Here is a 23,696-nt window from a genome sequence, read left to right on the forward strand (position 1 = left end):
ATCTCGGTCACCCAGTACCGCAACGAATCCATGATCAGCCGCAACGACTCATGATGCCGCACGTTCAAACTGTTCCCAGTACCGGTGGTGTCGTAGTAATACTGCCGGTCCTCGTCGACCAGGCGGTAGAACGCCGGGTTGTCGATTCCCCGGAACGACAGCGTCGGGCCGAGGTGGTTGCCCTCGGCGGTGTGGTTGTAGACCACATCCAGGATGACTTCGATACCGGCCTGGTGCAGGGTCTTGACCATCGCCTTGAACTCCTGCACCTGCCCGCCACCGCCGTCGAACGAGGCGTAACCGTTGTGCGGTGCGAAGAACCCGATCGTGTTGTAACCCCAGTAGTTGGTCAGGCCCCGCTCGACCAGGGTGCTGTCGTGCACGAACTGGTGCACCGGCATGAGTTCGACAGCTGTCACACCCAGACGGTGCAGATGCTTGATCATAGCGGGGTGGGCCAGGCCGGAGTACGTGCCACGGACGTCCTCGGGGATGTCCGGGTGCTGGATCGTCATCCCCTTGACGTGGGCCTCGTAGATGACCGTCTGGTACATCGGGACCTTCAGCGGCCGGTCGTTGGCCCAGTCGAAGTACGGGTTGATCACCACGGACTTCTGAGCGAACGGGGCCGAGTCGGCGTCGTTGAAACTCGCGGGGTCGTCGAAACGGTAGGAGAACAGCGCCTCGTTCCAGTCGTACCGGCCCTCGATGGCCTTCGCGTACGGGTCGAGCAGCAGTTTGTTCGGATTGCACCGCAGGCCCCGCGACGGGTCGTAGGGCCCGTACACCCGATAGCCGTACCTCTGACCGGGCACCAGCCGGGGCACATAACCGTGCCACACCATGGCCTCGCGCTCCGGCAGGTCGACCCGGGTCTCCGTGCCGTCGTCGTCGAACAGGCACAGCTCCACCCGGTCGGCCACCTCGGAGAAGATCGCGAAGTTCGTTCCCCCGCCGTCGTAGGCCGCCCCCAGCGGATACGGCGAACCAGGCCACACTCTCATCGCACACCTTTGCTTTGCTGTAGGCAACGGCGTGCTGGCTACCCCGCTTTCGAGCGATCAGACACGGACGCCCGGAAAGTTTTGTCCGGAAATGTCAACGGCGAGGCTCAGGCGGCGTGGCCGTCCAGCAGGCGTAAGGCCTGGTGCACGTGCCCGTCGGTGTCGGCGAGCGCCTGCCCGGCCGCCTCCGTGCTGGCGCCGGCGATCAGTGTCACGACCGCCACCTTCGCGTCGCCGCCGGCCAGGAGCAGGGCCTGACGGCAGCGTTCCAGGTCGGCGCCGGTCGCCTCGGCCAGGATGCGCAGCTGCCGGTCGCGGAGCTTGTTGTTGCTCGCGAGCATGTCGGTCATCAGGTTCGAATAGGTTCGCCCGAGCCGCACCATCGTGGCTGTGGAGAAGGCGTTGAGCACCAGCTTCTGCGCGGTGCCGGCCTTCATCCGGGTGGAGCCGGTGAGCACTTCCGGTCCGGTGTCCGGCGCGACGTGCACGTCCACGTAGGCGGCGATCGGTGACGCCGGATTCGCCGACACCAGCACCGTGCAGGCGCCGCGAGCGCGTGCCATCAGAAGAGCCGAGCGGACGTACGGCGTACGCCCGCTTGCCGTCACGCCCACCACCAGGTCTCCGTCGGTGACGTCCCCGGCGGCCGCCGCCCCGGCCTCCTCGTCGTCCTCGGCCGACTCCGACGGCCGGGTGAGCGCGCTCGTCCCGCCCGCGATGTGCGCCACCACCCGGCCGGGCTCCAGCCCGAAGGTGGGGATCAGCTCCGCCGCGTCCAGCACCGCGATCCGCCCCGAGGTGCCGGCGCCGACGTAGTGCACCCGGTGGCCGGTGGCGAGCGCGGTCACTGCCAGCTCCACGGCCGCGGCCAGGGCGGGCAGCACGGCGGCGACGGCAGCCGGCACCTGGCGGTCCTCGGCGTTGATCAGGCTCAGCAGCTCGACGGTCGACATCCGGTCGATCGAGGCACTGCGCGGGTTGCGTTGTTCGGTGCGCGAGAGCGGCACCTCGTCCACGGGCCTCACCCGCGCCTCCGGTCCGTTCCGATGCGCCGTCCCCGGACCGCGGCGAAGGTGGCGTCGAGGGCGGTCCGGGTCTCCTGGTAGGTGCGCTGCGCGACGCCGACGAACACACAGTCGATGACGGTGAGCTGGGCGAGCCGGCTGGCCATGGCACCGGAGCGGAACGTGGTCTCGCGGGCCGCGGTGGTGAGCACCAGGTCGGCGACCCGGGTGATCGGCGATTTGGGGAAGTTCGTCAGGGCTACCGTACGCGCGCCGCGCTGCCCCGCCAGCGTGAAGGCGTCGATGGTGTCGCTGGTGGTGCCGGTGTGCGAGATACCGAAGGCGACGTCCCGCTCGTCCAGCAGGGCGGCGCTGGTCAGGGCCACGTGGGTGTCGCTCCAGGCGTACGCGATGCGCCCTATCCGGTGCAGCTTCTGCTGGAAGTCGGTGGCGACGAAGGCGCTCGCGCCGACGCCGTAGATGTCCACCCGCCGCGCGCCGGCCACCAGGCCGACCACCTGCTCCAGCACCGCGATGTCGATCTGCGCGGCGGTCTCCTCGACCGCCCGCGCGTCGGCGAAGGCGATCTTCTTGACCACCTGGGCCAGCTCGTCGCCGGGGCTGATGTCACTGCCCACCGGCTCGTCGGAGGTGGCGGCCTCATACGCCCGGCCGGCCTCCCCGGCGAGCGTCAGCCGCAACTCGGAGTAACCGGCGAAGCCCAGCGCCCGGCAGAACCGGATCACCGTGCTCTCGCTGGAGTGGGCGCGCTCGGCGAGCTCGGTGATGGTCAGCCGGGCCACGGTGGCCGCCTCGTCGATGACCACCCGGGCGACCCGCTGCTCGGCCGGGGACAGCGAGGGCAACAGGCCGCGGGCTCGAACCACGGCCTCGACCGGAGGGGGCTTCATGGAGAAAAGTTTCCATTCCTCGGCCTGAATCGTCAATTGTCTCCACCAAGGGAGGATCGCGGCCGGCGGCGGGGGTACGGTCACCGCATGAGCACCCCGATGGTGATCGGCGTCGATGCGGGCGCCACGACCACACGCTGTGTGCTCGCCACCGTCGACGGCACCGTGATGGGCCGAGGCGTCGCCGGCGGCGCCAACCCCAACAGCAGCGGCGGTGCGGTCAGCGCGGCCCTGGGCACAGCGTTGACCGTGGCGTTGGGCTCGGTCGACCGGAGCGCGGTGCGTCTCGGAGTTCTCGGCGCCGCCGGGTCGGCCGGTGCCGGCCGCGAGGCGTTCCGCGCTGCCGCCGTCCAGGCCTGGCGGGCCGCCGGGCTGACCGGCGAGGTGGTCACGGTGACCGACCTCGAGGTCGCCTACGCGGCGGGCACGGCGGAGCCCGACGGCGTGCTGCTGCTCTCCGGCACCGGTGCCCTGGCGGCCCGGTTCAACGATGGTGTGCTGCGCCGCCGCTGCGACGGTTACGGCTGGCTGCTGGGCGACGAGGGCTCGGCGGTCTGGATCGGGGTGCGTGCGCTGCGCTCGGTCCTCGCCGCGCTCGACGGCCGCGGCGAGCCGACCGCCCTGGTGGACGCCGCCTGCGCCCACTTCGGGACAGCACCGCGGGACGATGCCGAGAGCGTCGCCCAGGCCCTGCTCGCCGCAGGTTTCGCCGCCGCACCCGCAACCCTCGGCCGGCTGGCGCCCTCGGTGAGCGCCGCGAGCGAGTCCGGCGACCCGGTGGCCGAGCGGATCTGCGCCGCGGCAGCGGCACGCCTGCTGCACACCTTCGACAGCGTCGGGCCGCCACCCGGCGCCGTCGTGGTGCTGGCCGGGTCGGTGCTGCTCAGCCCCGGCCCGGTCAGCCGTGCGGTACGTGCCGGCCTGCTGGCCCGCACCGGTACTGAGCCCCGCACGGCGCTCGACGGCGCCGGCGGCGCCGCAGCGCTGGCCGTCGGCCGCCTCACCGGCATCCCCGTGTCGCCGGTGGTGCACACCCGCCTGACCAGCAGTCCTCATGCGCCGCTCCGGGGGTAGAGCAGATACGGCCGCCTCCGCTGATCGAACGCGGCCAGCTCACCGGCCCACGCCCCGACCACCTCATCCGTCGCCGCCCCCGCGTCGATCATCGTGCGCAGCCGCGACGACCCGGTCAGCAGATCGATCCAGTACCGGCTGCTGTCCAGCCGCCAGACGAACGCCGCCTCCTTGCGCGCCTCGACCAGCATCCCGACCGCCGTACGGATCGGGTCGTAGACGGCCTGATCGGTGACCTTCACCTCGATCCCCGCGCAGAGCTGGCCGCTGAACTTGTTGAACGTCGGCGTGAAGTAGGCCTCCCGGAACCGCACACCCGGCAGCTTCAGCGCCGTCACCCGGTCGCCCCAGCGGTAGTCGAACCCCGGCCCGCCGATCAGCTCGAACGGCCGGGTGGTCCCGCGCCCCTCGGACAGCGACGACACCCCTTCGAACATGCCCGTGCCGGGGTAGACCTCGGCGGTGTCCGGGGTGGGCATGTTCGGACTGGGCAGCACCCACGGCAGGTCCGTGTCGCCGGCATGCAGCCGCCCGTGCCAGCCCCGGCAGGTGATCACTTCGAGCTTCACCTGCTTTCCCGCGTCGGCGGGCAGGAACTCACCGTTGTAGAAGCGCGCCAGCTCACCCACGGTCATGCCGTGCTGCTGCACGATTTTGAGCCGGCCCACGCCCGAGGTGAAGCCGTCGGTCATCATCGGCCCGTAGGCGCGCCCGCCGATCGGATTCGGCCGGTCCAGCACCACGTACCGCAGGCCCAGGCGGGCGGCGGCGGCCATCGAGTCGTACAGCGTGTAGATGTAGGTGTAGAAGCGCGCGCCGACGTCCTGGATGTCGAAGACCACGGTGCGCACGCCCGCCGCGGTGAACATCTCGCCCCACCGGGCCGGCGAGGCGAGGTAGGCGTCATAAACGGTCAGCCCGGTGCGGGCGTCGATCCCGGTGCCCTCGCTGCCGCCGGCCTGCGCCGAGCCGCGGAAGCCGTGCTCGGGCCCGAACACCCCGCCGATCGTCACACCGTCGGCATGCATCCGGTCCACCAGATGCCGGTACTGCCGGTCGACGCCCGTCGGGTTGGAGATCACACCGATGCGCTCACCCCGGATCGCGTCCCAGCCCGAGGCGGCGAGCTTGTCCATCCCGGTCCGCACCGGCAGGCGGGGGAGCACGCCGGGTGCGGCGGCAGCGGGCGCGGAGCCGATCAGCGCCGCGGCTGCGCCGGCGGAACCCGCGGTCAGGAGATCTCGGCGGTTCATCTTACGCTCCAGGTCAGCCCATATCCGTACGGAAAAAGCGCCGGAATCTCGACCGGGAGTTTTCCACGGGGTGCCGTGGCGCCAACGATGACCTTCGCGAGCGACTCCATGGCCACCCCTGTGTAGCTGTAGGTGGCCAGATAGGTGGTGACGTCCGGCAGGGCGACGATGTCGTACGGATCGCGAACCGCCACCACCACGACCGGCTTACCAGTCGCCACCAGTGCTTTGACCAGCGCCTGCTGCCGTCCACCCGGATCGGTGACAGTGGTGTCCCAGGCCTTGCTGGTGAGTACCACGGTCAGGTCGTGCGAGCCGGCCGCGGTGACCGCCTCGGCGATCTTCGCGTCGTTCGGCAGCCCGGTAACCAGCGGCGTGCCCTTGAGCGCGCCGGCCAGCACCGCGACGTTGTTGTAGGCACTCGAGTTCCACCCGGTGACCAGCACCGACTTCCCGGCACCGGACCAGGGGAGCAGGTTCGCGTCGTTGCGGATCGCGGTGACGGTGCGGTCGGTGACGGCCCGTGCGACGCGGACGTGCTCCGCGGAGCCGACCGAGCGTTCCGCCGCCGCCGGGTCGACAGGTGTCCAGGAGAGCAGACCGCGCTTCTGCTTGAGGGTCAGAATGCGGCGCACCGACTGATCGATCCGGGCCTCGGTGAGCTCGCCCGAGGCGACCGCGCCGAGCACCGCGTCGTAGGCGACCTGCATGTTCGGCGGCATCAGCAGCATGTCGGCGCCCGCTTGAAGTGCCAGCACCGGTACGCGCGCGTCGCCGTACTTCTGCCGGACCCCGGCCATCTCGAGCGAGTCGGTGACGATCACCCCGCGGTAGCCGAGCTCCCCGCGGAGCAGCCCGGTCAGAATCGGCTTCGACAGGGTCGCCGGGTCACCGGCCGGATCGAGCGCCGGCACCACGATGTGCGCGCTCATGATGGCGTCCGCACCGGCGGCGATCGCGGCCCGGAACGGCGGCGCGTCGATCCGCTGCCACTCCTCGCGGCTGTGCGTGATCACCGGCAGCCCGGTGTGGCTGTCGGTGGCGGTGTCGCCATGCCCGGGAAAATGCTTGGCGGACGCCGAGGTGTTGGCGCCCACTTGAAGCCCGAGGATCTGGCTGGCGGTGAGCGCGGCGGCCAGCCCCGGATCACTGCTGAACGACCGCACGCCGATCACCGGGTTGGCCGGGTTCACGTTGACGTCGGCAACCGGGGCCCAGGCCTGGTTGATACCGACCGCCCGCAACTCGGCACCGGTGACCTTCCCGGTGCGGTAGGCGTCGACCGGGTTCCGCCCCGCACCGATCGCCATCCCGCCGGGAAACTGGGTCGCCGGAGCCGGCATCCGCGTCACCACGCCGTGCTCCTGGTCGGTGGAAATAGTCAGCGGAACGCCGGTGCCGGTAGCGGTAGCAGTGCCGGTGGCAGCGCCGGTGCCGGTGGCAGCGGCTTGGAGCCCGTTGCTGAGCGTGGCGATCTGACGCGTGTTCTGCAGGCTGTTCGTCCAGGCGAAGTAGATGACGCCACCAAGGTGATACTTCGCGACAACCTCTGCCGGCGTGTCCACGCCGAACAGCCGACGGTTGGCGGCAGCGTCGGCAGCCGAGGGCGCAGTCGCGTCGCTGCCGTACGCGTAGGTGGTGAAGAGCTGACCCACCTTCTCCGCCAGCGTCATCCGGCCCAGCAGAGTCTCCACCGGAGACGCCGCAGTTGCCGGGGCGGCCGGAATCATGACGCCCAGAGCGGCGATGGCGAGCAGAGCGACGGTACGCGTTCGCATGATGCCAGAAGGTAGCCCCGTCCCTGTGGTATGGCAATAACCTCCACCCCCCTTGCAAGTTCTGGAGGAAACATCCATCCTCTACGAATCGACGTATTGAGAGGCGTTGATGATCAAGCTCTGGCTCACACTCCCACTCTGCGCGCTCGCAGGCCTCGCCGCCGCCTCACCCGCGGCCGCCGCACCCAGCCACGCGCCGCCCGCCACGCCGCCCGCACCCAGCGAGGCGCCCACCGTCACGCCCACCAGCCCGCCGCTTGCCGCTCCCGCCGGGGCCCTGCCCGCCACGCCCACCGGGGCGCCGACCGTCACTCCCGCTGACATCCGGTTCCGGCGCGATGTGCTGCGTCCCGGCACCGCGCGCCAGGCCGGCCTCCTGTCCGAGCCGGTCGCCGCACTGCCCGGCATCGCCGCCTCGTACCTGCTGCCCACACCCGATCACCCCGACCACCCCACCTACGCGGGCGCCACCGTGCTCGCCGCCCGCCACGGCCTCGTGGTGTCACGCTTCGCCGTGGGCGACGCGGTCCGCTACACCTCCGACGCGTCCGGAATCGTCGAGCTACCACCGGACCAGCGCGTCCCGGCCCGCACCGACACCCTGTGGGACCTCGCCTCCATCTCCAAACTGTTCACCACGATCGTCGTCCTCCAGCAGGTCGAGGCCGGCCGGGTGTCCCTCGACGCGCCCGTCGCCACCTACGTGCCGGAGTTCGCCGCCGGCGGCAAGGAGCGCGTCACCGTACGGCACCTGCTCACCCACACCTCCGGACTACCCGCGTTCCGTCCGTTCTGGTCCAGCTACCCGACACCCGCGGCCCGGTTCGCCGCCGCGCTGGCCACCCCGCTCACCGCCGGCTCCACGCCCGGCGCCCAGTACGTCTACTCCGACATCGGCCTGATCACTCTCGGCCTGCTCATCGAATGGGTGACCGGCAAGCCACTCGCCGACGCGGTCCGCGACGGTGTGACGGGTCCGCTGCGCATGCGCGACACCGGCTACCGTCCCGGCCCCGAGACGGCACACCGGATCGCCGCGACGGAGTATCAACCCTACGCCGGCCGTGGCGTGGTCCGCGGCGAGGTGCACGACGAGAACGCCTGGTCACTGGGCGGCGTAGCCGGGCACGCCGGCGTCTTCTCCACCGCCGACGACCTGGCGATCCTGTGCCAGACACTGCTCGACGGCGGCGCCTACCGAGGGCGGCGGATCCTGTCCGAGCCGATGGTCCGGCAGGCACTGGTCAACTACAACGCAGGCCTGGAGCAGGCTTTCCCGGACAGCGACAGGGGCCTCGGCTTCGAACTCGCCAAGCACTCCTACATGGATTCGATGGCATCACCTGTCACCTTCGGGCACACCGGCTTCACCGGCACGTCGGTCGTCATCGACCCGCTCGACCAGTCGTTCCTGATCGTTCTGAGCAACCGGGTGCACCCCGACCGGGCATGGGGGAGCAACAACGTGGCTCGGCGCGCTCTCGCCCGTACCTTCGCCTCCGCCAAGCCCATCCACGCACTCCCCGGCGGCAGGCCGTGGCGCACCGACTGGCGCGACAGCGCCACCATGACCCTGACCGCACCGTTGCGGCGCGCGGCAGGCGAGCGGGCGCGTGCTTCATTCTTCTTCTGGTACGACACTGAGCCTCGCTTCGACACAGCATTGATCGAGTCATCGACCGACGGCGCCACCTGGACGCTGTTGCCCACCACCCTCCGCTCCGACCGGGAGGGGGCCACGAGCAACGGCGTGTCCGCGAATGACCACGCGTTCACCAGCAATGGCGCGTCCCGGACTGATGGCGCGTTCACCAGCAATGGTGCGTCCCGGACTGATGGCGCGTTCACGAGCGACGGCACGTTCACCGGTTTCGGTGGTCGCCACTGGTGGCGGGCTGTCGCCGACGTGCCGGCCGGCACCACCCACCTGCGCTTCAGTTACCGCACCGACGTCGCCTCGCAGGGCCGCGGTGTCCTCCTCGACCGGCTCCGGGTCTTCGAGCCCGGAGCGACCCTCGTCGACGGCACGACCACCTTCGCCGCCGACGGCTGGAAACCGACAGTGATTGCATAGGCGGGAGCCGAAGATGGGATACCGGATCAGCCGGCGGGGGATCCTCCAGGGCGCGGCGGGTGTCGCCGCCGCGGGCACGCTCGCCGGGTGCGCCATGGGCGGCGACGACTCCGACAAGGACGACGTCAAGGGCGAGACCAGCGAGAACAACCCCCTCGGCGTCAAGGAGGACGCGCCGCTGGAGGTGGTCATCTTCAACGGCGGCTTCGGCGAGGAGTACGCCAAGGCGCACGAGGCCATGTACAAGGAACGCCACCCGCAGGCGGAGATCAAGCACTCGGCCACCCAGCAGATCGCCGAGACGCTGCAGCCGCGGTTCGTCGCCGGCGACCCGCCCGACGTGGTCAACAACTCGGGCGGCAGCCAGATCGACTTCAACGGCCTGGTGTCCCAGGGTGCCCTCGCCGACCTGGGCGAACTGCTCGACGCCCCCAGCCTCGACGACCCGGCTCGCAAGGTTCGTGACACGCTGCTGCCCGGGATCGTCGACGTCGGCTCCTACGACGGCAAGTTCCTGTCGCTCAACTACGCCTACTCGGCCTACGGCATCTGGTACTCGCAGAAGCTCTTCGAGGAGAAGGGCTGGGAGTACCCGAAGACCTGGGACCAGATGATCGCCCTCTGCAAGACCATCAAAGCGGCCGGCATCGCGCCGTGGACGTACCCGGGTAAGCACTCCCGTTACATGAGCTGGCCGATCCTCGCCGCCGCCGCCAAGATGGGTGGCCTCGACGTGATCAAGGCGATCGACAACCTGGAGCCGAACGCCTGGAAACACGAGGCGGTCAAGGCCGCCGCCGAGGCGTACTACCAGCTCGCCGTCGACGGATACCTGCAACCGGGTGCCGCGGGCATGGATCACATCCAGTCGCAGACCGAGTGGTGCCGGGGCAAGGCCGCTTTCCTCTCCTGCGGATCCTGGCTGGAGAACGAGCAGAAGTCGGTCACCCCGCCCGGCTTCCGGATGGCCGTCGCGCCCACGCCCAGCCTGACCACCGCTGACAAGCTGCCGTACGAGTCGTTCCGCGGCACCGGCAGCGAGCCGTTCATCGTGCCCGCGAAGGGCAAGAACGTCCGTGGCGGCCTCGATTACCTGCGGGTCATGCTCTCGCAGAAGGGTGCCTCCGACTTCACCCGCAAGGTCAGCAGCCTCACCTGCGTCCAGGGTTCCAGTGCCGGCATCGAGCTCGGCCCCGGGCTCACCTCGGTGACCCAGCTGATCGACGCGTCGAAGGGAACCGCGTTCACCTGGCTCTACTCCTCCTACTACCGCAAGCTCGAGCGGGAACGCGTGGACGCGGCGTGCGCCGAGATGTACGCCAAGCGGATCACCGCGGCACAGTGGTGTGACAAGGTCCAGCAGTCCGCCGACGAGTTCGCCAAGGATCCCTCGATCAAGAAGTACAAGCGGGCCTGAGGTGCGCGGCAAGCGGCTGTTCATCGCCGTCTTCCTCATCCCGCCCCTGCTGCTGTACGTCATCTTCGTCGTCTCTCCCTACGCTCAGGCCTTCCAGATCTCCGGTACCAACTGGAGCGGGCTGTCACCGACCTACGAGTTCGTCGGCCTGGACAATTTCCGTCGGCTGGCCGGCGACGGCTACTTCTGGAACGCGCTGCGCAACAACGCGCTCCTGCTCGTGCTGCTACCGGTCGCGACGATCCTGCTCGGCCTCTTCTTCGCCTCGATGATCAGCGTCGGCGGCCGCGCGGACCGGGTGGGCGTGCACGGCGTACGCGGTGCCGGCTTCTACCGTGTCGTCTACTTCTTCCCACAGGTCCTCTCGGTCGCGATCATCGGCGTGCTCTGGAAGGAGATGTACGCCCCGCACACCGGCATGATCAACGGCCTCCTCAGAGCCGTCGGCCTCGACCGGCTCGCCGTCGCCTGGCTCGGTGATCCCAGGTTCGCCTTCTGGTGCGTGCTCGTTGTGCTCGTCTGGATGAACGTCGGCTTCTACGTGGTCCTGTTCAGCGCGGCCATGCAGTCGATCCCCCGCGACCTCTACGAGGCGGCCCTGCTCGACGGCGCCAACCGGATCACCACGCTGGTCCGCCTCACGGTGCCGCTGGTGTGGGACACCATCCAGGTCGCCTGGGTCTACCTGGCCATCATCGCGATCGACGGTTTCGCCATCGTCCAGATCATCACCGACGGCGGCCCCAGCTCCTCCTCCGACGTCGTAGGCCTGCGCCTGTACAAGACCGCCTTCGGCGACGGCCAGTTCGGGTACGCCTCCGCCATCGGCGTCGCGATGTTCTTCCTGACCCTCACCGTCGCCGCCATGTTCCTGCGCGTCACCCGCCGCGACCGGGTGGAGCTGTAATGCCCGCCCCGACTCTCACCGTGGCCGCCACGTTCCTGCGCGTCATCCGCCGCGACAGGATGGGGCAGTGATGGCCGTCCTGGTGGAGACCTCCCGCGAGTCACCGCCCGTCACCTCGCCGCCGCCACCCGAGCGTGCCGTACCGATCCTCTCCCACGCGTTCCTGATTCTCTGGGCCCTGCTCACCACGCTGCCGCTGGTCTGGGCGGTGCTCAGCTCCTTCAAGAGCGACAACGAGATCCTGACCGACCCGTGGAGCCTGCCGACCCGGCTGCGCTGGGAGAACTGGGGCCGCGCCTGGAACGAGGCCCACATCGGCCGCTACTTCCTGAACAGCGCCGTAGTCGTCACCGGCGCCCTCATCCTCACCATGCTGCTCGGTGCCATGGCCGCCTACGTCCTGGCCCGCTACCGGTTCCGCGGCCACCGCATCGTCTACTACGCCTTCGTCGGCGGCATGATGTTCCCCGTCTTCCTCGCCCTCGTCCCGCTCTTCTTCGTCGTGCGCAACCTCGGCCTGCTGGGCACCCTGCCCGGCCTGACACTGGTGTACGCCGCCTACTCCCTCCCGTTCACCGTCTTCTTCTTGACCGCCTTCTTCCGCACCCTGCCCACCTCCGTCGCCGAAGCCGCCATGGTCGACGGCTGCGGCCACTTCGGCCTCTTCTTCCGCGTCATGCTGCCGATGGCCCGCCCCGGCCTGGTCAGCGTCGGCATCTTCAACTTCCTCTTCCAGTGGAACCAGTACGTCCTGCCGATTGTGCTCATGCAGGGCGAAGGCGCCGACAAACGCTGGGTGCTCGCCCAGGGCCTGACCGCCCTCGCCGTCAACGAGGGTTACCGCGGCGACTTCAGCGGCCTCTTCGCAGGCATGACGATCGCGATGCTGCCCGTGATCGCCGGCTACCTCCTCTTCCACCGCCAGGTCCAAAGCGGACTCGCCGCCGGCCAACTCCGCTGACCCCCGCCCCGCTGACCACGGCTCCCCGCGAGCAGCGACAGACGCACACAATGTGGAGCCGGGAGCCGGGAGCCGGGAGCGACACTCAGCAACGGCGCCGACTCCTGATCAGGCCTCTTTGCGGTTGCGCTCCCGGAAAGCGGCGACCCGGCTCCGGTTCTGGCAGGTGAGGGAACAGAACCGCCGCTGCCCGGCGGGCGAAGCATCGACGTAGACATCGGCGCACTGCCTGTCATGACAGATCCCGAGTCGATCCGGGCGGGCAGCCAGGTGGTCCCGAAGGGCAAGGGCCGCCGAGGCCAGGAGGGCGTCTTCAAGACGGGGTACGGCCCAAGCCGCCCCCAGTGTCCCCGCGGTGAAGACCAGTTCGGGGCTGACGCCGGTCTCGGCGAGGATCGCGGTCACGGTCACCGCCCGGCTCGCGGTGTCACCGTCAGCGAAGATCGCGTGCAGGCGGTCGGCGACGGCCATCACGGTCTGCTGCCTCTCCGGGGTCGCCTCCGGCTGGTCCCGGTGACCCACCTCGCGTGGCCGGTTGCCCCAGTCGTTGACGAGCGCGACGAGCGCTGTCATCTCCATGGGATCGATACGCGGCATTTCCTCATGGTAACGCGCTGATGCCGTCCATCGCGTTGCGTCACTCTCCAGTGTTCCGTGCCCCACCGGAGCCCAACTGTCGTGGATCGGGGACGGTTACGGTGCCGGGATATTTATCAATCATCGCCGATGACAGGATTGAGACACAGATCAACAGCGGCGGGGGTACGAGTCGCAGTAGCGTGACGGCGTGCCCTTGAGAGCGGATTTGAACAGCGCAGACCTTCGTGAGATCCGGCAGTCGGCCCTCGGCGCGGCCGACCCCCTCGGCATCGCGGCCGAGCTGGCCGGCGCCGTGGACGACGGGCGGCTCGCCGACCAGGAAGACGCCGGTTATGCCCTGACGCTGGCCGCCGAGATCGCCGAGAGCCGGTCGAAGCTCGACGCGGCCCTGCGGTATGTGGAGCGGGCCCTGGAGGCGTATGCGAAGCGGGACGACGGCCAGGTCGGCGCCGCCCGCGCGCTGCACGCCCGGATCCTGTTCCGGACCGGCCGCGAGGACGAGGCGCTTGCCGAGCTCGAGGCCCTGCGGCCGTCGCTCACCGAATATCCGGACGCCGCGGCGTTTGTCAGCGCCGCCCTGGCCGTGGGCAGGCGCGACCAGCTCGCCGAGCAGTGGCTGACCGAGGCGGTGCGGTCCGCACTGGCCGGGCGCGCCGAGCCGGCCAGCGCGGACGACGCCGGCGTGCTCTTCTTCCTGTTGCAGCAGCGCCACCGCGTCCGCCACGTCCTCGGCCTGCCGCACGACACGCACGACAACCTGGCCGACCGGCTGGAGACCAGGCTGGCCGGCGCCGCCACCACCTCGACCGCCGCACCGGCCAGCGACCTGGTGTTCTGGCCGCAGACCGAATTCGATCTGCTGATCAAGCAGTGGCCCGCCCTGTCGCAGACCTACGGCGAGACCTGGGACGAGCACCGCGCCCACCTGGAGCGGGAGCTGGTCCGGCTCACCGGTACCGGCCGCGCCGACCTGGCAGTGCTGCCGGGCACGGTCGAGGGCCTGACCCGGTCCGCCGGAACCGACGGCGACCCGGCCGACCCCAAGACCAGGGCGGCGTACGCGGCTCAGCTGGCTGCCGCTCCCGGGAAGACCACCTGGCCGCCGGAGCGCAACGCGTCCTGCTGGTGCGGCTCCGGCAACAAGTACAAGAAGTGCTGCCTGCCACGATCCCGAAGCTGAGGGCCCGGCCGGCGACGCACTCGGTCGTCGTCATCGTGGCCTTATATGCGATCGGGTCAGCAGTATCAGGGCCCACGCCTGAGAACCAACCGTCCCGGCTCCGCGCGGAGCCGGGACGGTTGACTCGGTAAGCCGGCTCAGCCGGCGATGCCGTGCACCTTCGGTACGGTCAGCGTCCGCTTCTTGGCCGTGCCCCCCAGCACGATCTTGCGAAGCGCCGTGTTGTTCGACGTGCTCAGCTCGGCCAGCCTCTTCGCCGGGTTCGCCAGCACCTGGATGTAGTAGGTGCCGTTCGGCAGCCCGGTGATGTCGAACGACTGCCCCGGCCGGTCCTGGCTGTAGGTGTCGCCGTTGCCGATGTCGAGCACCTCGCGGACCGCGACGACCGTGTTGGCGCCGCAGGAGGTGGCCAGGTCGGTGTTGTCCGGCCGCCACTTGGCGCCCTTGATGGTGTAGTCGACGGCGTCCGTGTTGGCGAGGCAGAACGCCTCCTTGCCGCTGCGCACGGCCAGCTTCTTGTTCCCCGCCAGCAGGTTGTACTGCGCGAAGTCGGTGAAGTGCCAGTGCATGTGGCCCTCACGCGCGTCCCACTGCATGGTCCCGGCCGCCTTGGAACCGACCTGCTTGCCCTTGGCGTCGAAGAAGTACTGGTACGCGTCCATGACCTCGGTGCCGGTGCGGCGGAAGCCGTCGACGAGCAGCGGCGAGGTGCCGGCGTTCCACACCGTGGCGCCGAAGTTGACGTACGACCGGCCACCCTCCCGGGAGAGCGAGATGCCCCACGCGGGCAGGGACCGCAGGTCCGGCTTCGGGCCCTTGGGTACGGTCTTCCCCGCCTTCGGCCGGCTGGCCGCGGCCCGGAACTCCGGCAGGTACGACGACACCTGCCGGCTCGCGTCGCCCTCAGCGGTGTGCAGGTCGTGCTCCCCGGCCGCGAGCGCCGCCACCGCCGGATCGACCTTGGCGTCCGCCGCCTTCACCCGGGCCAGGCCCGCCTCGTCGGTGTCCACGTCGACCACGTTGACGGTGACCTTCGCGGTGGCCTTCTTGGCCGGGACGCCGAACATCTTCCGGTACTTCTTGGCCATCGTGGCGGTCGCCGTGTACTTGCCGGCCTTCAGCTTCGCCAGCCCGTTCCCGCTGAGCGGCTGGTCCGGGACGGCCGCGTCCCACCCGGCCTGTACGCCCCACACCGCACCGAGCGCGAACGGATTCTCCCCGCCGCACGAGGTCGGGTACGGGTTGGTCGCCGGAGCGTCCCGCCGGGTGCGCCCGGACGCGGACGAGTTGCCGCAGAACGGTGTCCGGTAGGAGGTGACGACCTTCCCGGCCCGGTTCCGGATGGTGATCGTGGTGAAGTCCTTGAGGCCGGTGAGGTCCTTGACCGCGCCGGCCGGCAGCTTCACGCTCGTCCTCTTGCCCTTCTTCACGACCGTACGGTGCGCCACGATCGGCTTGTCGTAACCGGCGCGGCGGGCCTTGATCTCGAAGGCGGCCTTACCGGCGATCACGTGCAGGCCGAGGTCGAAGGAGAGGTACACCTCGTCACCGTCGGCATAGCGCTCCGCTGTCACCGTCTTGGCGGCTGCCACGAAGGCGAGCGCCGGAGGGGCGGTTGCCGCCTCCGCCGCGCTCACCCCGGTGCCGGTGAGCAGCAATGCGCCGATCGCGACGCCGACGACCGGCCACCGGGATCGGCGCCGTTTCCGTGAGTCAGTCATGGTGTTCTCTCCCCCTGTGTGTGGCGGCGGTGTCCCCGGCCGCCTAGGGGACATCTGACGCCCCTGCCTGTGAAGGCCCTGTGAGGTCAACCGCGTTGGCACGAAGTGGGGAGAGTGGGGCGCGTCCCGGATGAGACATTGATGTTGTGCGATGATGGGAGCGCTCCCACGCCGCCCCGCTGGAGGACAACCATGCGCAACCTTCTCGCCGTGCTCGCCGCCGCCCTCATGCTCAGTGCGACCGCCGGCAGTGTTCCCGCCGATGCGGCAGCCGCCGCCAACCGCGGTTCCTGCACGCGCGGCCTGCTCTTCTGTGAAGACTTCGAACGGCTGCCGCGGGGCGGGCCCAGCACCCTTAACTGGGGCGTCGACACCCGTAACGGCACGCTGACCGTCGAGCGGGCCCGGCGCGGCAACCAGGTGCTGCACGTGCACACCCTCGACAACGGGCGCGCCTTCCTGCGGGTCGACGACTTCGCCGCGCCGGGCAACCGGTTCTACGGGCGGATGCGGCTGCGCGTCGACGCGTTCCCCACCGGTCCCGACTGGGCGCACTTCACGCTCGTCGAGGCGACCGGCTCCGGCAGCGCGGAGGTCGTCCGCCCGATCGGTGGCCAGTACGCACCCACGGTCCCCGGCATCTTCTGGGGTGTGGGTGCCGACGGCGGCCCGACCGGCGACTGGACCGACTGGCGCGAGTCCGCGCCGGTCGTCGAGGACACCTGGCAGTGCTTCGAGTGGACGCTCGACCCGGCGGACAACCGGGTCGCCGTGTGGATCGACGGCGTGGCCAACCCGGAGCTGACCGCCTCCACCACCGAGCACGGCGGCAGCGACGTGCCCTTCATCCTGCCGGCGGTGAACACCGTGAAGATCGGCTGGCAGCTGTACCAGGGCGGCACCACACCGGGCGAGTTCGACCTCTGGATCGACGACATCGCCCTGTCAGCCGAGCGCCTGGGCTGCTGAGCTTTCAGCTGTCGCGGTGCCGGTAGTGGTTGACCGCCAGGGCAGCGCCGGATCCCAGCGTGACCACCCCGAACGCCACACTGAGCAGAGTCGCGCCGAGGGCCGACGCGGTGGCATTCGCCGCCAGGCTGACGATCAATACCAGCCACAGCAGCGGGCGCAGCCGTCCCGTCGATGAGGGCGTGGTGGCCGGGGCGGGTGCGTCGCTGATGCTGTAACGGTCGGTCATGGCTCCTCCATCGGTTGCGGTGTCGTCCTCAACGCTAGGGAGAGCCGGTCCCCGCCACGATCCCGCAGCCGCGACGATCAGGAGTACAGCAGGCTGTACTGACCGCCGGGCACCGGTGGCCTATCGTCACTGCCCGGGAGGTGGGCATGCGGCGGTTCGCCAGGGACCGGGCCCGGGCCGCGGTCGACGCGCTGGAGCACCTCGTCGGTGGCCTCGGCACGTCGGTGCTGGCGCTGGGAGCGGTGTTCTGGCTGGTCATCGTGCTGCTGCTGTGCGTGGGCGGCATCGGGCTGCTGCTGATTCCCGGCGCGCTCCGGATCGTACGGTCGGTGGCCGACCGGGAGCGGGCACGCCTGTCCCGCTGGGGCCCTGAGGTTCTGGGCCCGCCGCCAGTGCCGGACGGTGCGCTGGCCGCCCTGCGCGACCCGGCTGTGTGCCGTGAACTGCTGTGGGTGCCGGTGCACGCCACGTTCGGCTTCGTGGTCGGCCTCATCGGGTTGAGCCTGCCGCTGACCGCTGTGCAGAATCTGACGTTCCCGCTCTGGTACACGGTGGTGCCGGCGGGTGAGGGCCCGAGCCTGGTCTTCTGGAACATCGACGGCCTGGCCGACGCGATCGCCGTGGCGCTGACCGGGCTGGGCTGGCTGGCCCTACTGGTCTTCGGGGGACTGTGGCTGGCCCGGGTGCAGGCCTGGCCCGGCCGCCGCCTGCTGGCGCCGGCACCCGGCACCGATCTGTCGCTGCGCGTCGTTCAGCTCACCGCGACCCGGGCCGCCGCCCTCGACGCGCACGCCGCCGAGCTGCGCCGCATCGAACGATCACTGCACGACGGTACGCAGAACCGGCTGGTCGCGGTCACCGTGCTGCTCGGCGCGGCCCGCCGTGCGCTGGCCCGTGACCCGCGGGCCGGCGGCGAACTGCTCGACCGGGCGCAGCAGGCCGCCGAACAGGCCCTCGCCGAGCTTCGTACGGTGGTCCGCGGCATCCTTCCCCCGGTGCTCGACGACCGCGGGCTGTCCGGAGCGCTCGACGGCCTCGTCGCGGGCTGCGCGCTGCCGTGCCGCCTGGAGGTGCACCTGCCCGCCCGGTGTGCCGCGTCGGTCGAGGCCACCGCCTACTTCGTGGTCGCCGAGGCGCTGACCAACGCGGTCAAGCACAGCGGTGCGACGAGCGTGGCCGTCTCCGCGCGCCTCGACGCTGACCGGCTCCGCCTCAGCGTGGCCGACGACGGCGGGGGCGGCGCCGACGAGAGCGCCGGGACCGGGCTGGCCGGGATACGGCGGCGGGTCGAGGCGTACGACGGACGGTTCACCCTGACCAGCCCACCCGGTGGGCCGACGACGATGAATGTGGAGCTGCCGTGCGGATCGTGATCGCCGAGGACGACGCCCTGCTGCGAGAGGGCCTCGCGCTGCTGCTGCGGGCTGAGGGGCTGCAGGTGGTGGCCACCGCCGGCGATCCCGCCGAGTTCCTGACCGCTGTCGACGAGCACAAGCCGGACGTCGCGATCGTCGACGTGCGGATGCCGCCGACGCACACCGACGAGGGCATCGTCGCGGCCGGTGAGGCCCGCCGCCGGCTGCCCGGTCTGGCGGTCCTGGTGCTCTCCGCGTACGTGGAACAGGCCTTCGCCACCGAACTGCTGGCCGAGGGCGCCGGAAAGCTTGGCTACCTGCTCAAGGAACGGGTCGGCCGGGTCGAGGAGTTCCTGACCGCCCTGCACCGGGTCGCGGGCGGCGGCACCGCCATCGACCCGGAGGTGGTGGGGCAGTTGCTGGCCCGCAGCCGCCCGGACACCGCGCTGAGCCGGCTCACCCCGCGCGAGAGCGAGGTGCTGTCGCTGATGGCCGAAGGGCTGGGCAACACCGCGATCGCCGAGCGGCTGGTCGTGACCGAGGGCGCGGTGCACAAGAACATCCGCAGCATCTTCGCCAAGCTCGACCTCATCCCGACCGACCGGGTCGACCGGCGGGTGATCGCCGTGCTGCGCTATCTCGAGGACACCCAACGACGGTAGTGCCTGCTGTACAACCGGTTGGGTAGCCGGCGGGATGGGTCCGGGCCATCGATCTTCCTAACGTTCTCCGTGCGCGCACCGAAGTCACGACACACGGAGGCAGGGACATGACGGTCCACGTTGACCAGCGGGTCGGCACGGCGGTACGCGCCGAGCAACTCACCCGCACGTACGGCAGCGGCACCCAGGCGGTGACCGCCCTCGCGGGCGTCGACGCCGAGTTCGCCCGGGGAACGTTCACCGCCGTGATGGGGCCGTCCGGCTCCGGCAAGAGCACGCTGCTGCAGTGCGCGGCAGGACTGGACCGGCCCAGCTCCGGGCGGGTCTGGATCGGTGACCTGGAGATCTCCCGGATGGGCGAGACCAAGCGCACCGAGCTTCGCCGCAACCGGATCGGGTTCATCTTCCAGGCGTTCAACCTGATCGGCGCGCTGACCGTCGAGGAGAACATCGTGCTGCCGCTGCGACTGGCCGGCACCGCTCCCGACCGGGCCTGGCTCGCCCACGTGGTGGAGCGGATCGGCATGACCGAGCGGCTGCGTCACCGGCCGGCGCAGCTCTCCGGCGGGCAGCAGCAGCGGGTCGCGATCGCCCGCGCGCTGGCCACCCGCCCCGAGGTGATCTTCTGCGACGAGCCGACCGGAGCGCTCGACAGCCGGACCGCCGCCGAGGTCCTCGCGCTGCTGCGGGCGGTGGTCGACGAGCACGGGCAGACGGTGGTCATGGTGACCCACGACCCGGTCGCCGCGTCGTACGCCGACCGGGTGATGGTCCTGGCGGACGGCCGGATCGTGCACGACACGCCGCAGCCCGGACCGGCCCGCGTCGCCGAGCAGCTGGCCGCCCTCGACAGCCGGGGAGCCGCACGATGATCCGGCTCGCCCTGCGGATGCTGCGGCACCGCCCCGGTTCCGCGCTCGCCACGTTCGCCGCCCTCGCGGCCGGCGCCATGATCCTCACCTCGCTGGCGGTCCTCGTCGAGTCGGGTCTGCGGTATCGGACACCGCCGCAGCGGTATGCCGCGGTGGACCTGGTGATCGCGGACCGGGACATGACCGTGACCGGAAAGGATCTCGACGGCAGCACGATGACCAGCCGTATCACCCTCCCCGAGGGCGGGACTTTGCCCGCCGACCTGGTGCGGCGCCTGCGGGACGTGCGGGGTGTGACAGCGGCGGCCGGTGACCGGACGATCCCTCTGCTGACCGCGTCCGGCCCGGCACAGGGACACGGGTGGGGGAGTGCTGTGCTCCGGCCGTACACCATCGGGGTGGGAAACGCACCGGAGCGTGACGATCAGATCGTGCTCGCCACCCACCTGGCCGGGGGTCTGCGGCCCGGCGCCGGCGTCGACCTGGTGATCGGCGGTGTCGCCGCGCGCTACCGGATCAGCGGCCTCACCGACGCGGGCACGGACACTGTCTTCTTCACCGAAGCCCGCGCCGCGGCGCTCGCCCCGCGCGGCGACCGCATCGACGCCGTGGGCGTCACTCTGGCACCGGACGCCGATCGCGGCGCGGTGGACCGGCTGGCTGCCGAGGCGGGGGCCGAGGTGTACGCCGGACCCGATCGCGGCGCCCTCGAACGCACCGGCGACACCGCTGCCGCAAGCCTGCTCGTGCAGGTCGGCGGCTCCTTCGGCGGCTACGTCGTGTTGCTGGTGGTGTTCGTCGTAGCCGGCACCGTCGGCCTGTCCGTGCGGCACCGCCGCCGCGACTTCGCACTGCTGCGCGCCGTCGCCGCGACCCCCGGCCAGGTCCGCCGGATGGTGACCGCCGAAGCGGGCCTGGTGAGCGTGGCCGGTGTCGCCGTCGGCGTCCCGGCGGGCCTGGCCGGCGCCCACCGGGTGCACGACGAGTTGATCACGCGCGGCTTCCTCCCGGCTGGCTTCCCACTGCTGCCCGGCGTGCTCTCGGCAGCGGCCGTCGCGCTGCTGACCGTGCTGGTCGCGGTGCTCGCAGCCCTGCTCGCGGCCCGCCGCGTCACCGCGATCCGCCCGGTCGAGGCACTCGGCGAGATCGCCGTCGAACCCGGCGGCAGCGGCTGGGTCCGGCTGACCTTCGGGCTGCTCACGCTGGCCGGCGCGGCCGGATCCAGCGCGGTGACCGTCGGTGCGGGCGGTCAGGTCGCGCTCGCCGGTGCCATCGGCATGCTCTATCTGTACGTCACGGCGGTCGCGCTGCTCGCACCGTGGATCAACCGCGGCGCGACCCGCGTGCTGGCACCGGTCCTGGTGCGGGTGTGGGGTGTGAGCGGGCATCTCGCCGTCGCGAACCTGCGGGCCAACGCGCAGGGCATGGCCACCGTGCTGACCGCGCTGGTGCTGTCGGTCGGCTTCGGCGGATCGGTGTGGTTCCTCCAGGACAACCTGGAACGCGGCACGCTGACCCAGGCGCGCGAGGGCATGCTCGCCCAGCAGACGCTGAGCTCACCGGCGGGCCTGGCACCGACGGCGGCAGCGAAGATCCGCGAGATGCCGGGCGTCGAGGCGGCAACGGCGGTGCGGCGTACATCGGTGGTCGTGAAGATCTTCGGCGGGGACGCCGAGGTGGTGCCGGCGCAGGCCGTCGACGACGTGTCCACCCTCGACCTCGGCGTCAGCGCCGGGCGCCTCGCCGACCTGCGCGGTGACACGATCGCCGTGTCGAGCATCCGCGCCGGCGGGCAGGGCTGGAAGGTGGGTGACCAGGTGTCGCTGTGGCTGGGCGACGGGACGCCGGTCAGGCTGCGCGTGGCCGCGATCTACGAGCGAGGGCTGGGGTACGGAGATGCGGTACTGCCCCGCGACGTGGTGATCGGTCACACCGCCCGCGGTACCGACGACGAGGTGCTGATCAAGGGTGAACTCCGGGACACGTCGCTGTTTCCGGCCGCCACCCTGATCAGTACCGGCCAGCGCACCGGACTGCTGGCCGCGGATCTCGCCCTCAGCGCCTGGCTCAACAAGCTGCTCGTCGGCGTGATGATCGGCTACGCGGCACTGGCAGCGGCCAACACGATGGTGATGGCGGCGCTGGCGCGGCGGCGGGAGCTGGCCCTGCTGCGCATCGTCGGCGTGACACGGCGGCAGGCCCGCCGGATGGTGCATGCCGAGCAGGCCGGGCTACTGGGTGTGGCCCTGGTGATCGGCGGGGGAATCGCGGCGCTGACGCTGGTGGCGGTGGTGCGGGCGCTGACCGGGAGCCTGGTGCCGTACGTGCCGCTACTCGGGTGGGTGTCCGTCGTCGTCGGCACCGCGCTTCTGGCGCTGGCGACGACGATCCTGCCGATCGGGCGACTGTTGCGGGTGCCACCGCTGGAGCACCTCGGCGTCAAGGAGTAGTCACCCGCCCGGGCAGGTGTGGTGGCCGCCGCTGTAGGCCACGCAGGTGTTCTCCGGCGTCGGCGGGGAGCTGTCCTCGGCCGGCTGTCTCTTCAGCGCATGCATGCCGTATCCGGCGGCGACCAGCAGAATCACGGTGATCAGCGCGCCCCGCAGCCTCGGTGAGCCGCCCCGCCAGGCGGCCACGAAGGCTGCGGCGCCGGCGCCCAGACCGGCGACCACCGAGGCGGTGGCGCGGTGCGCGCCGTCGTCGGTGAACCAGTCCGGCAGGAGGCTGATGAAGACGGCGGGGCTCACCACGAGCAGAACGGCCGCGCCGATAGTCGCGGCGAAAGCGCCGAGGAGCGCGGTGGTCTTGGCTTTCTGCACGGGCGTGACGTCATGCTGCCCGCCCTCCGTCCCGATTCCCCCGTGATCCCTCATGCCGTGACACGTTAGTGTCTGTCGATCTCCGCCCGCCGACCCACCGCCCCGCGGCTCCCACCGCGGCTGCTGGCCCACTGCGCTGCGGCTCCCGCCCTGGCCCCCGCCGCGGCTCCCCGGCGTGGCGGCTGGCCCACTGCGGTGCGGCTCCCGCCCTGGCCCCAGCCGCGGCTCCCCGGCGTGGCGGCTGGCCCACTGCGCTGCGGCGACCGCCGTGGCTCCCGTCGCGGCGGCCAGGCGGACGCCGCGAGGACGCGTTCGCATCGCGGCCAGGGTGCCCAATCCCCAGCCGGATGCGAGGGCAAGGGGCAGCCCGCCGCGACGGGCCCGCGCGACCGCCGCGGCGACCGCGGCGGCGACCGCGAGCAGACGGCCCGTGGCCGCCTCGGGCACGTTCCGGTCCGCTCGCGCGGCGACGATGTTGACGGCGCTCGCCAGTGTGGTCCAGCCCAGCAGCAGTCCGGTGCTGACCGGCGTGACAGCGGCCAGGCCCGATGCGGGAGACAGTCGCTGCTGGCGCTCAAGCACCTGCTGGTGGCCGACACCCCGCTCGGCCCCGTCGACCTGGGCCGCCTGCTCGGCCTCACGTCCGGCGCCGCCACCGGCCTCGTCGACCGTCTCCAGCGGGCCGGCTGGGTGCGCCGCGAACCGCACCCCGACGACCGCCGGCGTCAGATCGTGATCGCCACCGCGCAGGCCCGCCAAACCATGCTGCGCGAACTGCGGCCCCTGGCCGAGGAGATCGGCCGCACGGCCGACGGCCTGTCACCCGACCAGCGCCGGCTGGTGACGAACGCACTGCTGAACCTGGCGCTTCTGGACCGGCAGCACGCCCGCGAGCTGTGATTGAAT

21 protein-coding genes are annotated in these 23,696 nt (G+C 71.0%); 12 read left to right on the forward strand and 9 right to left on the reverse strand.

The genetic code is table 11. The features are described 5' to 3' along the window. The 3 genes from ACFQV6_RS23410 to ACFQV6_RS23420 form a co-directional block, all read right to left on the reverse strand. A partial coding sequence (locus ACFQV6_RS23410) for a glycogen debranching protein (RefSeq protein ID WP_378029696.1) occupies positions 1–1,004 on the reverse strand: 1,004 nt, incomplete at its 3' end. 107 nt (positions 1,005–1,111) lie between these two features. Beyond that, the gene (gene murQ / locus ACFQV6_RS23415; RefSeq protein ID WP_378029697.1) at positions 1,112–2,020 is read right to left on the reverse strand and encodes an N-acetylmuramic acid 6-phosphate etherase; all 909 of its coding nucleotides are present in this window, start codon (positions 2,018–2,020) and stop codon (positions 1,112–1,114) included. A 5-nt stretch (positions 2,021–2,025) separates the two neighbouring features. Then, positions 2,026–2,919, reverse strand: coding sequence for a MurR/RpiR family transcriptional regulator (locus ACFQV6_RS23420; protein WP_378029698.1), 894 nt, complete (start codon positions 2,917–2,919; stop codon positions 2,026–2,028). Positions 2,920–3,006: 87 nt separating this feature from the next. On the opposite strand from ACFQV6_RS23420, the gene ACFQV6_RS23425 reads away from it, so the two are divergent. Further along, positions 3,007–3,993 (forward strand): N-acetylglucosamine kinase, encoded by a 987-nt coding sequence (locus ACFQV6_RS23425; protein ID WP_378029699.1) that lies wholly within the window; start codon positions 3,007–3,009, stop codon positions 3,991–3,993. Here ACFQV6_RS23425 and ACFQV6_RS23430 read toward each other — a convergent pair. Further along, entirely contained in the window at positions 3,972–5,246 is a 1,275-nt protein-coding gene (locus tag ACFQV6_RS23430) for an exo-beta-N-acetylmuramidase NamZ domain-containing protein (protein WP_378029700.1), read from the reverse strand. The two genes, ACFQV6_RS23425 and ACFQV6_RS23430, sit on opposite strands and share 22 nt — an antisense overlap. After that, positions 5,243–7,024 carry a glycoside hydrolase family 3 protein gene (locus tag ACFQV6_RS23435; RefSeq protein ID WP_378029701.1) on the reverse strand — a complete coding sequence of 594 codons (1,782 nt, stop codon included), beginning with the start codon at positions 7,022–7,024 and terminating at the stop codon, positions 5,243–5,245. The genes ACFQV6_RS23430 and ACFQV6_RS23435 overlap by 4 nt, the downstream gene beginning before the upstream one ends. A 109-nt stretch (positions 7,025–7,133) precedes the next feature. Between ACFQV6_RS23435 and ACFQV6_RS23440 the strand changes: the two genes are divergently transcribed. The 4 genes from ACFQV6_RS23440 (at position 7,134) to ACFQV6_RS23455 (ending at position 12,383) form a co-directional block, all read left to right on the forward strand. Continuing rightward, positions 7,134–9,098, forward strand: coding sequence for a serine hydrolase (locus tag ACFQV6_RS23440; RefSeq protein WP_378029702.1), 1,965 nt, complete (start codon positions 7,134–7,136; stop codon positions 9,096–9,098). Between the two features lie 13 nt (positions 9,099–9,111). After that, the gene (gene ngcE / locus ACFQV6_RS23445; RefSeq protein WP_378029703.1) at positions 9,112–10,515 is read left to right on the forward strand and encodes an N-acetylglucosamine/diacetylchitobiose ABC transporter substrate-binding protein; all 1,404 of its coding nucleotides are present in this window, start codon (positions 9,112–9,114) and stop codon (positions 10,513–10,515) included. Between the two features lies 1 nt (position 10,516). Beyond that, on the forward strand, positions 10,517–11,422 hold the full coding sequence (locus tag ACFQV6_RS23450; RefSeq protein ID WP_378029704.1) for a carbohydrate ABC transporter permease: 906 nt from the start codon (positions 10,517–10,519) through the stop codon (positions 11,420–11,422). Positions 11,423–11,492: 70 nt separating this feature from the next. After that, entirely contained in the window at positions 11,493–12,383 is an 891-nt protein-coding gene (locus tag ACFQV6_RS23455) for a carbohydrate ABC transporter permease (protein ID WP_378029705.1), read from the forward strand. A 108-nt stretch (positions 12,384–12,491) separates the two neighbouring features. On the opposite strand, the gene ACFQV6_RS23460 is transcribed toward ACFQV6_RS23455, so the two are convergent. Continuing rightward, complete coding sequence (locus ACFQV6_RS23460; protein WP_378029706.1) at positions 12,492–12,980, reverse strand: CGNR zinc finger domain-containing protein; 489 nt, start codon at positions 12,978–12,980, stop codon at positions 12,492–12,494. A 190-nt stretch (positions 12,981–13,170) separates the two neighbouring features. Between ACFQV6_RS23460 and ACFQV6_RS23465 the strand changes: the two genes are divergently transcribed. Beyond that, complete coding sequence (locus ACFQV6_RS23465; protein WP_378029707.1) at positions 13,171–14,163, forward strand: SEC-C metal-binding domain-containing protein; 993 nt, start codon at positions 13,171–13,173, stop codon at positions 14,161–14,163. 137 nt (positions 14,164–14,300) lie between these two features. Here ACFQV6_RS23465 and ACFQV6_RS23470 read toward each other — a convergent pair whose 3' ends face one another. Further along, the gene (locus tag ACFQV6_RS23470) at positions 14,301–15,884 is read right to left on the reverse strand and encodes a lysyl oxidase family protein (protein ID WP_378029708.1); all 1,584 of its coding nucleotides are present in this window, start codon (positions 15,882–15,884) and stop codon (positions 14,301–14,303) included. A 192-nt stretch (positions 15,885–16,076) separates the two neighbouring features. Here ACFQV6_RS23470 and ACFQV6_RS23475 point away from each other — a divergent pair, with 192 nt between their 5' ends. Continuing rightward, on the forward strand, positions 16,077–16,853 hold the full coding sequence (locus tag ACFQV6_RS23475; RefSeq protein WP_378029709.1) for a hypothetical protein: 777 nt from the start codon (positions 16,077–16,079) through the stop codon (positions 16,851–16,853). A 4-nt stretch (positions 16,854–16,857) separates the two neighbouring features. On the opposite strand, the gene ACFQV6_RS23480 is transcribed toward ACFQV6_RS23475, so the two are convergent. Beyond that, positions 16,858–17,082: a hypothetical protein gene (locus ACFQV6_RS23480; protein ID WP_378029710.1), complete on the reverse strand. Its 225-nt coding sequence runs from the start codon at positions 17,080–17,082 to the stop codon at positions 16,858–16,860. Between the two features lie 146 nt (positions 17,083–17,228). On the opposite strand from ACFQV6_RS23480, the gene ACFQV6_RS23485 reads away from it, so the two are divergent. The 4 genes from ACFQV6_RS23485 (at position 17,229) to ACFQV6_RS23500 (ending at position 22,421) form a co-directional block, all read left to right on the forward strand. Further along, positions 17,229–18,455: a sensor histidine kinase gene (locus tag ACFQV6_RS23485; protein WP_378029711.1), complete on the forward strand. Its 1,227-nt coding sequence runs from the start codon at positions 17,229–17,231 to the stop codon at positions 18,453–18,455. Then, the gene (locus ACFQV6_RS23490) at positions 18,443–19,099 is read left to right on the forward strand and encodes a response regulator (RefSeq protein ID WP_378029712.1); all 657 of its coding nucleotides are present in this window, start codon (positions 18,443–18,445) and stop codon (positions 19,097–19,099) included. Before ACFQV6_RS23485 ends, ACFQV6_RS23490 begins: the two co-directional genes overlap by 13 nt. Before the next feature lie 107 nt (positions 19,100–19,206). After that, complete coding sequence (locus ACFQV6_RS23495; RefSeq protein WP_378029713.1) at positions 19,207–19,971, forward strand: ABC transporter ATP-binding protein; 765 nt, start codon at positions 19,207–19,209, stop codon at positions 19,969–19,971. Next, positions 19,968–22,421 carry an FtsX-like permease family protein gene (locus ACFQV6_RS23500; RefSeq protein WP_378029714.1) on the forward strand — a complete coding sequence of 818 codons (2,454 nt, stop codon included), beginning with the start codon at positions 19,968–19,970 and terminating at the stop codon, positions 22,419–22,421. The genes ACFQV6_RS23495 and ACFQV6_RS23500 overlap by 4 nt, the downstream gene beginning before the upstream one ends. Here ACFQV6_RS23500 and ACFQV6_RS23505 read toward each other — a convergent pair whose 3' ends face one another. Next, positions 22,422–22,844, reverse strand: coding sequence for a hypothetical protein (locus ACFQV6_RS23505; protein ID WP_378029715.1), 423 nt, complete (start codon positions 22,842–22,844; stop codon positions 22,422–22,424). Positions 22,845–23,024: 180 nt separating this feature from the next. Between ACFQV6_RS23505 and ACFQV6_RS23510 the strand changes: the two genes are divergently transcribed. Then, positions 23,025–23,690, forward strand: a complete 666-nt coding sequence (locus tag ACFQV6_RS23510) for a MarR family winged helix-turn-helix transcriptional regulator (RefSeq protein ID WP_378029716.1) — start codon at positions 23,025–23,027, stop codon at positions 23,688–23,690. Positions 23,691–23,696 lie beyond the last annotated feature (6 nt).

Source organism: Actinoplanes sp. GCM10030250 (genome assembly GCF_042666575.1).
Lineage (GTDB): Bacteria > Actinomycetota > Actinomycetes > Mycobacteriales > Micromonosporaceae > Actinoplanes.

Excerpts from the sequence above, each read along its gene's own strand:
- ACFQV6_RS23420 (WP_378029698.1), bottom strand. The coding sequence starts at position 2,919 with ATGAAGCCCCCTCCGGTCGAGGCCGTGGTTCGAGCCCGCGGCCTGTTG.
- ACFQV6_RS23425 (WP_378029699.1), top strand. The coding sequence starts at position 3,007 with ATGAGCACCCCGATGGTGATCGGCGTCGATGCGGGCGCCACGACCACA.
- ACFQV6_RS23430 (WP_378029700.1), bottom strand. The coding sequence starts at position 5,246 with ATGAACCGCCGAGATCTCCTGACCGCGGGTTCCGCCGGCGCAGCCGCG.
- ACFQV6_RS23435 (WP_378029701.1), bottom strand. The coding sequence starts at position 7,024 with ATGCGAACGCGTACCGTCGCTCTGCTCGCCATCGCCGCTCTGGGCGTC.
- ACFQV6_RS23440 (WP_378029702.1), top strand. The coding sequence starts at position 7,134 with ATGATCAAGCTCTGGCTCACACTCCCACTCTGCGCGCTCGCAGGCCTC.
- ngcE (WP_378029703.1), top strand. The coding sequence starts at position 9,112 with ATGGGATACCGGATCAGCCGGCGGGGGATCCTCCAGGGCGCGGCGGGT.
- ACFQV6_RS23455 (WP_378029705.1), top strand. The coding sequence starts at position 11,493 with ATGGCCGTCCTGGTGGAGACCTCCCGCGAGTCACCGCCCGTCACCTCG.
- ACFQV6_RS23460 (WP_378029706.1), bottom strand. The coding sequence starts at position 12,980 with ATGCCGCGTATCGATCCCATGGAGATGACAGCGCTCGTCGCGCTCGTC.
- ACFQV6_RS23470 (WP_378029708.1), bottom strand. The coding sequence starts at position 15,884 with ATGACTGACTCACGGAAACGGCGCCGATCCCGGTGGCCGGTCGTCGGC.
- ACFQV6_RS23475 (WP_378029709.1), top strand. The coding sequence starts at position 16,077 with ATGCGCAACCTTCTCGCCGTGCTCGCCGCCGCCCTCATGCTCAGTGCG.
- ACFQV6_RS23480 (WP_378029710.1), bottom strand. The coding sequence starts at position 17,082 with ATGACCGACCGTTACAGCATCAGCGACGCACCCGCCCCGGCCACCACG.
- ACFQV6_RS23485 (WP_378029711.1), top strand. The coding sequence starts at position 17,229 with ATGCGGCGGTTCGCCAGGGACCGGGCCCGGGCCGCGGTCGACGCGCTG.
- ACFQV6_RS23495 (WP_378029713.1), top strand. The coding sequence starts at position 19,207 with ATGACGGTCCACGTTGACCAGCGGGTCGGCACGGCGGTACGCGCCGAG.
- ACFQV6_RS23500 (WP_378029714.1), top strand. The coding sequence starts at position 19,968 with ATGATCCGGCTCGCCCTGCGGATGCTGCGGCACCGCCCCGGTTCCGCG.
- ACFQV6_RS23505 (WP_378029715.1), bottom strand. The coding sequence starts at position 22,844 with ATGAGGGATCACGGGGGAATCGGGACGGAGGGCGGGCAGCATGACGTC.